The organism is Bifidobacterium sp. MSTE12 (genome assembly GCF_000513015.1).
Classification (GTDB): domain Bacteria; phylum Actinomycetota; class Actinomycetes; order Actinomycetales; family Bifidobacteriaceae; genus Bifidobacterium; species Bifidobacterium dentium.
In genome coordinates, this window is the sequence record NZ_AZYA01000028.1 from 12,577 (window position 1) to 25,851 (window position 13,275).

Consider the following 13,275-nt stretch of genomic DNA (forward strand, 5'->3'; position numbering starts at 1 on the left):
GAGCAGAATAATGAGATGCTGTGTGGCGCTTTTCGCTGCTGTTGCCTCTATGTGCTGTTTCGCGGCTCCTGCCATGGCCAACAATCATGGCGATACCGCATGGAGCGCATACTTAAAAAATTGGGAGACATCAGATACTCCAAATCGGCAGAAGCAGGATTCATCCTATGCGTATATCAAAGCTGACTTCGTTACAAAGAATCGTACGATTCGGGCTTGGGCACCAGGCTATTCAAATAACGATGTGAAATCGAGTACGGTGAACTTCACAACTGGCCAGTCAAGAAAAATCAGTCAGTATGCTTTTGAAAATAATGGATATAAGCCGTGCCAGATTCATCTCAGGCTGCAGAATACGGCTAAGTACAACGACGTGACTCAGGCCTGGGGCGTTTGGAGCCCGGATTCTGTCTGAAGTCGACGGTTGGAGGTGCGTGATGTTTGCACCTCCAACCGTCGAATCGTTGGAGAAGGTTGTGTGAGAATGGTCAATGGTGCTTTGCTTCGTGGGCAGATCAGACGCGGGTTATTGAGCATCCGTTTCCTGCTGGTGTTGGCGCTGGCGGTATTCATGGCCGTGTTCCAGTGGTGGACGATGCGGCATGCGGGATACAGGCTGCCATATCATCAGCCGACGTTTTTGGACGAGACATTATTGTTCTCGACATATGGCAGCGGGACCACGCTATATCAGTTTCTGTTCCCATTCCTGGCTGCGTTGGCCGGAGGAAGCACGCTGGCCGTGGAACGTCGCAGCGGCAGATTGACGTTCCTGCAAGCTCGTTCAAGCTACGGCGTCGTGGAACGTACCTCCTTGTGCTCGGGCTTTTTCTTGGGAGCTCTTGGAGGGGTGCTTCCCTACGTCATGAGTGTTCTTCTCGCCGCTGCCGGGAACCCTCATCTCTCATTCATCGATGGGGTGGAAAGCACGGACGTCGATGTCGCGAGCTTCCAATTCATTCTGATTTCGTCTGAAGGCTGGATCTATCCGATATACCGGTTCAACCAGTTGCTATGTATAGCTGTTGCCGGTCTGCTGATGACGGTGCTGTCAGGCTTGTTCGCATGCATGGCCGTTGCTATTTCGCCGTTTGTGAGGCATCGGAACGTGGAAGTGCTGGTGCCGGTCGCCTTCCTGCTGCTGTGGTGGATGCTTCCGGGGATAATCCGGCTTCCCTCCATATGTCCTTTCTCAAGCCATGTGGAGGAGCTGAATCCTATCCTCTATCTCGGCTTTGATGGCTTCGAAACACCCGGAGCCAACGTTGCGAATCTTATCGGCATCGCCATGACCCTGGTCGGCCTTCCGGCGATGGTCGCCGCATTGTGCTGGTTGCAAAGGAAACGCCATGATTAACGACCTGTTTGTGCCGATCAGGCGTGTTTCCGTGCGTGCGAGACGTCTCATGTGGATTGCGGTGGCCTGTGGATCGGCATACTATCTGTCGGTGCTGCAGCAGTCCATGCCGTTGCCGGTGTTGTACCGGGGTTGCATGGTGGAGATTGCGGAGCGTGTGGTTCTGCCTGCGAATCTCATATTGTTCTGCATGGGTTGCGCGCGTTTCGGCGCGTTCGAACGGGTGCGTCGGAACCCGCGAGATGAATTCCATCTGAACGCCTTCTGGCTGGTATTCGTTTCAGGTGTCGTGTCCGTAGCCGCTTGGGGTTTTTTTGTCGTGGCGAATATGCTCAAAGAGGGCATGAACGATCTTGGGCAATGGTCGTTATGCACGATCATGCTGCTGCAACTGCTCATGATGAATGCATCGGTCGCACTGCTGGTATGGCTGTTGATGAACCTGGGTATAGCGTGGGGGCAGATTCTGCCGCCAGTCATCGCCATACCCATCATCGCCGATTTCTGTCTGAAGCCGATGCCCGGCGACCTGACCCGATATGCCTTCTACTTCTGGTATCCGATCGGCGATTCCCTGGTGGCGGTGCTTGTCCAGCAAGTAGCGCCTTTCATCGGTTACTGCATACTGCTAACGATGGCAAACGTGGCCGCGTTCGACCGTAGCGACAGATTGGAGCTGTCATGATGGCTTGGAAGCGGATAGTCCAGATAGTGCGCGAAGGCAACGGCATTCGCCTGATGCTTGCACTTGTATACGCGGTGATGATGTACCGCTTCTATACGAGCGGTCAGGATTACCGGGTCTTCATGGGTATGTTCCGCGTTCCTGATTTTGACCTGGCGTCCTCCCATTTGGAAGGCAACATGTATGCCATCGGATTCATGGTGTTCGGCGTGGCGTTGCTGCTGGAACAGCCTTCGACGTACCTCAGCGTTCCCGAGACGATGGTGTATGTGCGTCGCCGCCGCGGACTGTCAAGATTCCTTGGATACTGCGCCATAGTGTTGGCGTACTGTCTCGCCTACACAGGCGTGCAGCTGATCGTGGCGTTTCGTGTGGTCTACGCGTCGCGTGCGCCGTTGGCGCTTGGTGCCGTGTGCGCGGGGTGGACGTTGTTGGTGCTGGTTCTGACCATCAATCTTGGCTATCTCGGTGGGAATCGCGCCTATGGCTATCTTGCGGCATTGATGATGGTCCTTGCGCCGTTGTCTTGCGCGCCGGTGATGCGTTGGCTTGTGAAATCCTCACTGCTTGTGCCGAATTGGGGTGCGGTGCTGGGCATTCTGACCATTGTGCTGGTCACGGCCAATTACGTGCTGTTCGATCGGCTGGAAATCATTTGAATCATTCATCTCGTAAGGAGAGCAATCATGTATGTCGATCTTGATCACGTGTCGAAAACCATCAAGGGCAAGGCCGTGCTGCGTGATGTGAGCGTAGGTTTCGAGCGTGGGCGGATCTATGGCGTGGTAGGGCCGAACGGGTCAGGCAAGACCATGCTGCTTCGTGCGATCTGCGGGTTTATCCGGCTTGATGCGGGTACGGTGACCATCAATGGCAAAGCAGTGGAATTCAACCGGAAACTGCCGGATTCCGTGGGCGTGATCATCGAGAATCCCGGGTTCGTGTTGCAGGAGACCGGTATGCAGAATCTGAAGTATCTGGCCGGCATCAACAGGGATTTCGACCCGGAGGAAACGGAACGGCTGTTGAGACTGTTCGACCTGTTGGAGCATGCCGACAGCACGGTGAAATCGTATTCGCTGGGCATGCGTCAGAAACTGGCCATCGTACAGGCGCTGATGGAGCATCAGCATCTGATTGTGCTGGATGAGCCGACGAACGGATTGGATCAGGAATCGGTGGCGATGTTCCTTGCGGAGATGCGGCATCAGCGCGACAAGGGCAATACCGTCATCATCGCATCCCACCATAGCGACGAGCTCAACCAGATCGCCGACCATATCTACACGATGCGTGAAGGCATGCTGAGCGTTGACGACTAGGGAGCTTTCAGGATAAGTGTCAGGTTCCATACTAGGAATCGAGGGAATTCGATTTATGCCGGGAATATGACTGCGAACGAATCCGCCACTGCCTTTGAAGAGGCTCTTCAGACGTCGTGAGACCCTATTCGACGACTCCTTCGGATTGTTCTCACGGAGATTCCGGAACATCCCCAGTCCGGTATCCCCTTTTCGTAGGGATATTTCCCAAATCGTATGGGCATTTTCCCAAACTACCGACACTGAGCACCCCGTAAGCATCGGTAGTTTGGGTATTTCTGATTTCTCCTAATACTTACTCGGTTATCTCCCAATCTGCCGACGGTGAGAGTCCTGTGAGCGTCGGCAGTTTGGGTATGTCCCTGTCTACACGGGTATTTCTGGTATTTCCCCTACTTTGTTCGGTTACCTCCCAATCTGCCGACGGTGAGTACCCTGTGAGCGTCGGTGGTTTGGATTTCTCCCAAACTATCGATGGTGTGAGTCCTGTGAGCGTCGGTAGATTGGGTATGTCCCTTTTCTGCATGGGTGTTCCCCAATCTGCCGACGGTGAGTACCCCGTGAGCGTCGGCAGTTTGGGTATATCCCTGTCTACACGGGTATGTCTGGGTATTCCCGTACTTGTTTGGGTATCTCCCAATCTGCCGACGGTGGGGGTGTGCTGAGTGTCGGTAGATTGGGGTGACTGATTCGCTGGCGATGGACGGGGCGGGAATATGTATGGGGTGTATGGGTAGGGGCACGTATGTGCGGAGTGCGTGGATGACGAGTGGGGGTCTTCCCGGCAAAACGGGAAGGCCCCCACTATCGGATGATGCACCTGAACGGCGGATCAGTACGCGGCGAGGATGTCGACCACGAACACCAGCGTGGAGTTGGCCGGAATGGAGCTTTGCTTCTTGTTCCCATAGCCGAGATCCGGCGGCACGACCAGCAGCACCTGCGAGCCTACGGTATGGCCTGCCAGACCTTGCTTCCATCCCTTGATTACGCTGTCCAGCGAGAAGGAGCTGGATTCGCCACGGTCCCAGGAGGAATCGAACTGGGTGCCGTCAAGCAGCCAGCCGGTGTAATTCGCCACAACGGTCTGCGTGTCCTTGACCTCCGCGCCGTTGCCCTTGATCAGGTCCTGCGACACCAGCGAATCGGAGCCCTTGTAGCCGTTCATGTCGATCGACGGCTTGCCGTCCTTGTCGAGCGTCACCTTCGGCAGGTCGGATGGCACATCCATGACCTTGGTGCCTTCGGCCTTTGTCAGATCCTTCGATTTGGACACGAAGGTGAGCACCATCAGATACGAGGTGCCCGAGGAATTCGAATCATTGACGCCGATGGCGATGGTGGAGTTGAGCTTCTGGCCCTTGATCAGATTGTAGTAGGCCGCGGTCATCTGGCTGGTGTCGGAGGAGACCACGGTGGAGCAATCCGGAGTGTTCTTCTCCCACGTGCTCATGAGTTCCGAGCCGTCCTTTACATTGATGGCGATGCCCTGCGAGCATACGCGGTCGCCGTCTTCGATGACGGCGCCGTCACCCTTCTGCAGGATGGCGTAGCTGTTGTTCTCGACGGTCATCGGGGTTTTGAAGGCGACGGTCGGCTTCTTGCCGAGCTCGCCGGTGGCGGTCACGCCCGCGACCTGATGCATTTTGGTCGATGATGAGCTGGAGGAAGACGCGGATGACGAGGCCGATGAGGAGGACGAGGCCTTCGAATCGGAGCCATTGCCGCAGGCTGAGACGCCCAGGCACATGATCATGGTGCAGGCTGCCGCTGCGGCTTTCAGGAAAGTAGTTCTGCGCATGGGTTCAACCATACCGGCAAACCTTGATTTTCCTCGGTTCAGGGGGCTTTATATGGGGAGACTGTAGAATGGTTGGTGCTATGACTTTACCGCAAGAAGAACAAGAACAGCCACAGGTCAAGGCAGGCCCCACGCGCCATGCCAAGATCATGCGTGGCATCGTTACGCCCATTCTTGGTTTGCTCGCCGTCGCGTGCATCGTTCTCGGCGTATTGAACGCCACCATGTGGAAGCCGAGCGCGCGGATCACCGCCAGTTCGTCGGTGAACGGTTCACGCTATGTCGTGACCGATCCTGGTGTGCTTTCCCTGATCGACAAGCGCGTGAACATCACGGCAAAGGCCTCGGATGCATCCGCGAACGTATGCATCGTCATCGGGTCGGCCCGCGATGTCGCCGGCTGGATTGCAGGCACGCCATACACGCGTATCACCGGACTGTCCGACTGGTCCGCGCTATCCACGCAAAAGGCCGCGGCCCAGGGAACCGCGGACCAATCCGACAACCAGGTGGCGGTGCAGGACTCCGATATGTGGACGAAGACCTCATGCGGAAACGGAACCGCCAATCTGCAGATCAAGGGCACCTCGACCGATGACGGCACCAATGCCGTTGCACTGATTGATTTCGGTGATGCGAAGAACGCCACCGTTTCATTGGATTGGACCAGACAGACGCTTCCCGATTTCGCCATGCCGTTGTATTTCGCGGGCGGTCTGTTCGTGATCCTGGCGATACTTGCCGCCTCGGTCTTCGCCATGCCTCCGCACAAGCGCCGTCATCGGGCGGCCGCGGCCGTTGCCGGCGTCGGCTCCGAACAGGGCGACAGCGAAGCGGTGTCGACATGGGTGAAGAACGCCGAAACCAGCGCCTCCCGTAATGAAAAGGCCTCGACGGCCAAGCGCAAGCGCCGTCGCCATGCGTCGCATCGTTCCGGCGCACGCACTCAGGAACCAGACGATCAGCAGCCGACCATCATCGATCCGGCGGCGCGCAATCTGGTCGCCGATCAGCAGGCGAACGCCGTGCCGTCCGATGGCGGCGCAACCACGGATACCGCCGGCAACAGTGACGGCGAGGCTACCTCCGTAATTTCGGCGGATGAGCTGCAGGCGTATTTCGCGCGACTCGCGCAGGAGCAGGTACAGTCGAATACCGACGACGGTGCCGACGGCAACGATCAAACGGAAGAGGCCAAGTGATGAGTAAGCGTTTCAGCAAAATCGCGGCGGCCGTACTCGCCGTCGGACTGATGATCGGCATGGGCGGCTGCGAAGGCCAGTTACCGAAAGCGTCGTCGTCCACGTCGTCGTCCTCCGCGGCACCGAATCTGACTGCGGAACAGGAAAAGAAGATCCGTACGCAGATCCTCAAAACACTCGACCAGTACAATCAGGATCGCAATACCGATGAACTCGGCACGATCCTGTCAGGCCCGGAACTGACCATTCGCACCAGCGAGCTTGAAGTGGCGCGTGCCACCGACAATCTGGACCGCAAGACCACCATTCCGACCGATTTGGCGCAGACCGTCATCTCCACCGAGAGCGGCTGGCCGCGTACAGTGTTCTCCATCACCACCACCACCGAAGACCAGCAGTCCAAGCGTCTTCTGGTGCTCAAGCAGGATTCCGCGCATCAGAACTACAAGCTGTGGGGTGTGGCGCGCCTGTTCTCCGGTGTGAAGATGCCGAAGTTCGAGATTGCGAGCCTCGGCAGCCAGCAGGGCACCGACAAGGATTCCGGCCTGCTGATGACGCCGAAGGAAGCGGTCAAAGAATACGCCGACGTGTTGCAGCACGGCGCGAACAGCAAGTATGCCTCGCAGTTCGCCGACGATGATCTGCGCACGAAGCTATCGGAACTGACCGATCAGGTGCAGAAGGCCATGGAACTCAACAAGGGCACCCAGGAACAGACCTTCACCCCGGTGGACGACGCGATATGCGTGATGCGCTCCTCCGACGGCGGTGATCTGGTGGTGGCTCAGATCAATTCCGAATGGACGCGTTCCGCCGGCGAAGGCCGCGAATCGCAGCCGGCCTCCGACGCCGAAAAGGCGTTGTTCGGCGACGGCAAGGCCACCAGCATCATGAAGACCACGTATGTGAACGTCGTGGCGCTGTATATTCCGAAGGCGAACACGGGCAAGCAGGTTACCGCCGTGGGCTCGGAACGCCAGCCCATCAAGGTCGAAGCGTCTGAATGATGCCATGACGGGCCGGAACTGAAAGCGGCCCTACCTCCGAACTGAAATCGTTGCTGGTACCTATAGTGGGTGCCAGCAACGATTTTTGTGTCTTGGGAGGCATCATGGCAGAACAAAGGCCGTTCAATCCGGGAGTTTCATTGGCTGGAGCCGTTGATTTGGAGGCGCTCAAGCATCAGGTGAAGGCCGAGCCCGGGCAGGCCGGCGGTGCTCCGGCTGCGGGCGGCTACGTGATCGACACCACGGAGGGCACGTTCCAGGCCATGGTGCAGACTTCGACCACGTTCCCGATTCTGCTATTGCTGTGGGTGCCGACCGACGACCGTCTGTTCGACATGGCCCGCAAACTGGGCGATGCCGTGAACCAGCTCAACGGCCAGATCCAGTTGTCCCGTATCGACATCGCATCCAATCCTTCGATTGCGCAGGCCTTCCAAGTGCAGGGAGCGCCGGCGCTTTTCGCACTGATCGGCGGTCGTCCGATGCCGATTCTGCAGGGCCTGCCGTCCGATGAGGAGCTGCAGCAGATCACCGAAGTCGTGGTGCCGAAGCTGATCGCTGCGGCCCAGCAGGCCGGTGTGACCGGTTCCGCGCCGTATTCGGGCGATCCGGATTCCGATGCGGCCAATTCCGCATCCGCCGCTTCCGCCCAGGACCAGATACCGCCGGAACATCAGGAGGCCTACATGTTGGCCCAGCAAGGCGATTATGCAGGTGCCGCGGCCGCATACGGAAAGGTGCTGGAATCCGATCCGAACGACTCCCGCGCGGCTCGCGAACGCGCGAAGGCGCTGCTGCTGGCCCGTTCCGGCTCCGCCAACGTGCGTGAGGTGCGTGCTGCGGCCGCCGAGCATCCGAATGATGTGGATGCGCAGCTTGCCGTGGCCGACATCGACATGATCGGCGGCCAGATTCAGGACGCCTTCGATCGTCTGCTGGATTTCGTGGCCGCCGGGCACAAGGCCGATATCGAGCCGGTACGCCAGCGTCTGCTTGAATATTTCACCATTCCGGAACCGTCCGATGAGCGTCTGAAGCGTGCGCGGCGCCGTCTGGCCACGCTCATGTACTGATCGTACTGATCGCGGCCGGCGCTCAATGGCGGTCGGACCGCTATTCCATGCGGTTCTTGCCGAACAGTTCAAGGAACCGGGGCCCCTGCGCCTCCAGTTCCCGCTCGAACTCCGACTGCCACAGCGAGTATGGCTTCACGGCCAGTCCCTCGTTGCTGAAGCGGGGCTGATCGGTGATTTCGGTGGTGCAGAATTTCGGAATCACCAGGTTCGTGACCGGTCCGATGCGTTGCGCTTCGGCGATGATCAGGGGAGCGTTGGCCCCGCCGAATACGTCGATGTTCCAGCCATCCTCGTCGATCCAATCGCTGAACCGGTTCTTGATGGTCACCTCGCCGCCACGACGGATCAGTTCGCCGGCGATGCGGGCGTCGATGTCGCGGCTGGCTTCATAACGCGTGCCGCCGACGGAAGGGCCCTTCACGCTGATTGAGCCGGAACGAAAGTCGTCGCGATACCGTTCCAGAATCTGCAACGGTTGAACGTCAGGCGACATGTCAAGACGCACGGAACGCGTCTTCAGCCGTACGCGCAGCGCGTAGCCGCCTTCGTGCACGTAATAGCTTTGCACGATCAGAGTGGGATTGTCCCCATCATCCAATTCGGTGGGCATCGCGCGGCAGAAGAAACGGCGCGTGTACTCGAAATCGTTCATATGCTCTCCCATAGCCCCAGTGTAATGTCGACATTCTTGGAAAACGGCGAGAACGTAATGTTTTTCGGCCGAATCACAGGTTTTTTCAACGGAATTTGCTCACGATTGCGCATATTGCGGAAAAGAGCGTGTAAAGTAGGGTGACGCACGGGTTTGTAGCTCAGTGGATAGAGCGTCTGTCTCCGGAACAGAAGGTCGTGGGTTCGATCCCCATCAAGCCCACTCGCGTTCGCCGCGCAACGGTGTGCGTTCAAAGGAGAGAAAATATGAGCGAGAAGATGGAAGCGGTGGCGACTTCCGAAGCGCCTGCCGCCCTAGGAGCATACAGCCAGGCGGTCAAGGCCAATGGATTCGTATTCGTCTCCGGTCAGCTGGGCATCGATCCGACCACTGGCGAACTGGCGGGTGACACCGCGGGCGAGCAGGCGGCACAGGCCCTGAAGAACATCAAGCACATTCTCGACACCGCCGGAACCGGCATCGAACATGTGTGCCGCGCCACCATCTACCTGAAGGACGTCGAGGACTTCAAAGAGGTCGACGCCGTTTATGCGCAGGCGTTCATCGGCTCCGTGAAGCCGGCACGAGTCGCCTTCGGCAACAATATGATTCCGAAGGGCGCTCTTGTTGAGATCGACGCCATCGCGGTTCTCTGATCCATCAGACGGTATGCCGAATCCCGCCGCATGGGAATGCCTCGCGCATATTGCCCGAGGCATCGTGTAAGGCGGGATTCCTCACCAATCGGGTGCCGTACAACGGCGTATGGCGCTCTTACTCTTCCATTCGTTCGTGCCGATTCGTCCCGGCCGACTTCAGACATGCCGTGTAATGTCATGATGGATGCGCCCGGCCATGGCGCACATGCGGAGGCAGGCAAGGAGTTGGAACGAATGACCATGCAGTCCGGAAGCGGCGACGAAACCGCGGTCGAACGCGAGCAGGGCGGGCTCGAACGCAAGATGGAGACCCGTCATCTGACCATGATCTCGCTGGGCGGCGTAATCGGCACGGGCCTGTTCCTGAGCTCCGGCTACACGATTCATCAGGCGGGGCCGCTTGGCGCGATCATCGCATACGGCATCGGCTCCGTGCTCGTATATTTCATCATGCTCAGCCTCGGCGAACTGTCGGTGGCCATGCCGTATGCCGGCAGCTTCCACCTGTATGCGAAGCGGTTCATCGGCCCCGGCACCGCCTTCACCATCGCCGTGCTGTACTGGCTCAATTGGGCGGTGGCGCTCGCTTCGGAATTCACGGCCGCCGGTCTGTTGATGCAACGGTGGTTTCCGCATTCTCCCGCTTGGGCATGGTCGGCCATGTTCATCGCGGTCGTCTTGTTGCTCAACGTACTGTCGGTACGGTTGTATGGTGAATCGGAATTCTGGTTCGCGTCGATCAAGGTCTTCGCGATCATTGCGTTCATCGTGATCGGTTTGCTGGCGATATTCGGCGTGATTCCGATCGCCGGCTATACGCATGCGCCGTTGTTCGGGAACTATTCCGCCGACGGATGGCTGCCGAACGGTGTGCTGCCGATTTTCTCGACGCTGCTGACGGTTGTGTTCGCGTTTTCGGGAACCGAAGTCGTCGGTGTTGCGGCCGGAGAGACGAAAGATCCGTCGAGGGCGATTCCGAAGGCCGTACATACGACGGTGTTGCGTCTGGCGATTTTCTTCATCGGCTCGATTGCGGTGATGGCCGCATTGATTCCGTGGCACAAGTCGGGTGTCGACACCAGTCCGTTCGTGCTGGTGTTCCAGTCGATAGGCATGCCGTTTGCCGGTGACGTGATGAATTTCGTGGTGTTGACGGCCGTGCTGTCCGCTGCGAATTCCGGTCTGTATGTGTGTTCGCGCATGGTGTGGTCTCTGGCCAGGGAGGGCATGATTCCACGTGTGCTGGGCAGAACGAACTTCCATGGCGTGCCGGTGTTCGCGGTGATGTTCAGCATGGCGGGAAGCCTGCTGGCGCTGCTTTCCTCCGTAGTGGCCGCCTCCACCGTGTATCTGGCGTTGGTGGCCGTGTCGGGTCTGGCTACGCTGGTGGTGTGGGCGTCGGTATCCGTGTGCCATATTCGCTTCCGCCGTCAATGGCTGGCGGAAGGGCATGCGGTTGACGAACTCAGGTACCGGGCGCCCGGCTATCCGTTCGTGCCGATCGCCGCGATCGTGATGTGCGTCGGGGCTCTGGCATTGGTCGTACTCGACCCCTCCCAGCGTTCCACGCTGCTGTACATGATTCCGTTTGTGGCCCTCTGCTATGCCGGCTACTACCTCAAGACCAGATTCGATTCCTCCGATTCCGACTAGGAGAGGAAGAGGCGTGCGGGCTCGGGCCGGGGTTCTGTCGGCGCGCTCGGTAGACTGGGGAGAATGAGCCCAGAAGCGTTAAGTGAACTGATTTCCAAGATTGCCCATGCTCTCGTTGCCGCCGGTAAGGCAGGCACCCTGACCGACGAGCTGATCCCCCCGGTGTCCAAGCTCACCGTGATGCGCCCGAAGGACCGCGCACACGGCGACTGGGCCTCCAATGCGGCCATGCAGCTGGCTAAAAAAGCCGGTATGAAACCTCACGATCTGGCTGAGCTGTTCGCGGCCGAACTGGCCCAGTCCGACGGTATCAAGTCCGTGGAAGTGGCCGGTCCCGGCTTCATCAACATCGTGCTCGACTCCGCTTCCGCAGCGGCCGTGGTCGATGCCGTGCTTGAAGCAGGCAACGCCTACGGCAAGAACGACCATCTCGGCGGTGAGACCCTGAATCTCGAATTCGTCTCCGCCAACCCGACCGGCCCCATCCATATCGGCGGCACTCGCTGGGCCGCCGTCGGCGACTCCATGGCCCGCGTGCTCGAAGCCAATGGCGCCAAGGTCGTGCGCGAATACTACTTCAATGACCATGGCGAGCAGATCAACCGTTTCGCCAAATCCCTCGTGGCGGCCGCCCACGGCGAAGAGACCCCGATCGACGGCTACAGGGGTGCCTATATCGATGAAATCGCGCAGCGCGTCATCGATGAAGCCAAGTCCGACGGCATCGACATCCTCGATCTGCCGCGCATCGACGGCGGCAAGGACGACAAGGGCGAACCGCTCGGCGAAGGTGACTCCGAACAGCGTGAGGAATTCCGCAAGCGCGCAGTGCCGATGATGTTCGACGAAATCCGCAGATCCATGAAGAACTTCCGCGTGAACTTCGACGTGTGGTTCCACGAGAACAGCCTGTACTCGGACGGCGAGGTCGACAAGGCCATCGCCGACCTGCGCGAACGCGGCGACATCTACGAAAAGGACGGCGCCACCTGGTTCGAATCCACCAAGCATGGCGACGACAAGGATCGTGTGATCATCAAGTCCGACGGCAACTACGCCTACTTCGCCGCCGACATCGCCTACTATCGCAACAAGCGCCATCGCGAAGCCGATCCGGCGGACGTGGCCATCTACATGCTCGGCGCCGACCACCACGGCTACATCGGCCGCATGATGGCCATGTGCGCCGCATTCGGTGACGAACCGGGCAGGAACATGCAGATTCTCATCGGCCAGCTCGTCAACGTGATGAAGGACGGCAAGGCCGTACGTATGTCGAAGCGCGCCGGCAACGTCGTGACCATCGACGATCTGACCGAGGCCATCGGCGTGGACGCCTCCCGCTACTCGCTGGCCCGCACCGACTACAACTCCCCGGTCGACATCGACCTGAACCTGCTTGCATCGCATTCCAACGAAAATCCGGTGTACTACGTGCAATATGCGCATGCCCGTTCCTGCAACGTGGACCGCAACGCGGCCGCGGCCGGCATCACCTACGATGGCGCCGACGTGAGCCTGCTCGACACCGTGGCCGATGGCGAAGTGCTCGCCGCCTTGGCCCAGTGGCCGGCCCTGCTTCGGGAAGCCGGCGATCTGCGCGCGCCGCACCGCGTGGCCCACTACCTTGAGGACCTTGCCGCCACCTACCACAAGTGGTACAACGTGGAACGCGTGGTGCCGATGGCACTCACCGACCCGGAAGCCCGTGGAGAGGACGCCGAGGCCGTGCGCATCGCCAAGGCTCCGGAACCGGCCCGCGCCGCCGCACGCCTGAAGCTCAACGACGCCGTCCGGACCGTAATCGCCGAAGGTCTTGACCTACTCGGCGTCACCGCCCCCGACAGGATGTGAGGCCGAA

At 59.1% G+C, this 13,275-nt stretch carries 13 protein-coding genes and 1 tRNA gene; 12 read left to right on the top strand and 2 right to left on the bottom strand.

Features of this window, described 5'->3' with window-relative positions:
- Window positions 1-22: 22 nt before the first annotated feature.
- From HMPREF1494_RS05790 to HMPREF1494_RS05810, 5 genes are read left to right on the top strand one after another with little or no spacing between them, the layout of a single operon-like run.
- Window positions 23-415, top strand: coding sequence for a hypothetical protein (locus HMPREF1494_RS05790; RefSeq protein WP_231495349.1), 393 nt, complete (start codon window positions 23-25; stop codon window positions 413-415).
- A gap of 15 nt (window positions 416-430) precedes the next feature.
- Window positions 431-1,357: an ABC transporter permease gene (locus tag HMPREF1494_RS05795; protein ID WP_231495350.1), complete on the top strand. Its 927-nt coding sequence runs from the start codon at window positions 431-433 to the stop codon at window positions 1,355-1,357.
- On the top strand, window positions 1,350-2,042 hold the full coding sequence (locus HMPREF1494_RS05800; protein ID WP_034520826.1) for a hypothetical protein: 693 nt from the start codon (window positions 1,350-1,352) through the stop codon (window positions 2,040-2,042). Before HMPREF1494_RS05795 ends, HMPREF1494_RS05800 begins: the two co-directional genes overlap by 8 nt.
- Window positions 2,039-2,701 (top strand): hypothetical protein, encoded by a 663-nt coding sequence (locus HMPREF1494_RS05805; protein ID WP_034520829.1) that lies wholly within the window; start codon window positions 2,039-2,041, stop codon window positions 2,699-2,701. Before HMPREF1494_RS05800 ends, HMPREF1494_RS05805 begins: the two co-directional genes overlap by 4 nt.
- A gap of 27 nt (window positions 2,702-2,728) precedes the next feature.
- Complete coding sequence (locus tag HMPREF1494_RS05810; protein ID WP_034520833.1) at window positions 2,729-3,364, top strand: ABC transporter ATP-binding protein; 636 nt, start codon at window positions 2,729-2,731, stop codon at window positions 3,362-3,364.
- Between the two features lie 832 nt (window positions 3,365-4,196).
- On the opposite strand, the gene HMPREF1494_RS05815 is transcribed toward HMPREF1494_RS05810, so the two are convergent.
- Window positions 4,197-5,165 (bottom strand): FKBP-type peptidyl-prolyl cis-trans isomerase, encoded by a 969-nt coding sequence (locus HMPREF1494_RS05815; protein ID WP_192917642.1) that lies wholly within the window; start codon window positions 5,163-5,165, stop codon window positions 4,197-4,199.
- Window positions 5,166-5,233: 68 nt separating this feature from the next.
- Between HMPREF1494_RS05815 and HMPREF1494_RS05825 the strand changes: the two genes are divergently transcribed.
- The 3 genes from HMPREF1494_RS05825 to HMPREF1494_RS05835 all read left to right on the top strand — a co-directional run bounded on the left by HMPREF1494_RS05825 (window position 5,234) and on the right by HMPREF1494_RS05835 (window position 8,447).
- The gene (locus HMPREF1494_RS05825) at window positions 5,234-6,367 is read left to right on the top strand and encodes a hypothetical protein (protein WP_034520840.1); all 1,134 of its coding nucleotides are present in this window, start codon (window positions 5,234-5,236) and stop codon (window positions 6,365-6,367) included.
- Window positions 6,367-7,374 carry a hypothetical protein gene (locus HMPREF1494_RS05830; protein ID WP_034520843.1) on the top strand — a complete coding sequence of 336 codons (1,008 nt, stop codon included), beginning with the start codon at window positions 6,367-6,369 and terminating at the stop codon, window positions 7,372-7,374. The genes HMPREF1494_RS05825 and HMPREF1494_RS05830 overlap by 1 nt, the downstream gene beginning before the upstream one ends.
- Before the next feature lie 104 nt (window positions 7,375-7,478).
- Window positions 7,479-8,447: a tetratricopeptide repeat protein gene (locus HMPREF1494_RS05835; protein WP_003838741.1), complete on the top strand. Its 969-nt coding sequence runs from the start codon at window positions 7,479-7,481 to the stop codon at window positions 8,445-8,447.
- Window positions 8,448-8,487: 40 nt separating this feature from the next.
- On the opposite strand, the gene HMPREF1494_RS05840 is transcribed toward HMPREF1494_RS05835, so the two are convergent.
- Window positions 8,488-9,114: a hypothetical protein gene (locus tag HMPREF1494_RS05840; protein WP_034520846.1), complete on the bottom strand. Its 627-nt coding sequence runs from the start codon at window positions 9,112-9,114 to the stop codon at window positions 8,488-8,490.
- Window positions 9,115-9,251: 137 nt separating this feature from the next.
- Here HMPREF1494_RS05840 and HMPREF1494_RS05845 point away from each other — a divergent pair.
- From HMPREF1494_RS05845 to argS, 4 genes are all read left to right on the top strand, one after another.
- Window positions 9,252-9,324: transfer RNA gene (locus tag HMPREF1494_RS05845), tRNA-Arg, on the top strand.
- A 44-nt stretch (window positions 9,325-9,368) separates the two neighbouring features.
- Entirely contained in the window at window positions 9,369-9,758 is a 390-nt protein-coding gene (locus HMPREF1494_RS05850) for a Rid family detoxifying hydrolase (protein ID WP_003838747.1), read from the top strand.
- Between the two features lie 237 nt (window positions 9,759-9,995).
- On the top strand, window positions 9,996-11,414 hold the full coding sequence (locus HMPREF1494_RS05855) for an amino acid permease (RefSeq protein WP_192917643.1): 1,419 nt from the start codon (window positions 9,996-9,998) through the stop codon (window positions 11,412-11,414).
- Between the two features lie 63 nt (window positions 11,415-11,477).
- A complete protein-coding gene (gene argS, locus HMPREF1494_RS05860; RefSeq protein WP_034520851.1) occupies window positions 11,478-13,268 on the top strand; it encodes an arginine--tRNA ligase in 1,791 nt (596 codons plus the stop codon).
- Window positions 13,269-13,275 lie beyond the last annotated feature (7 nt).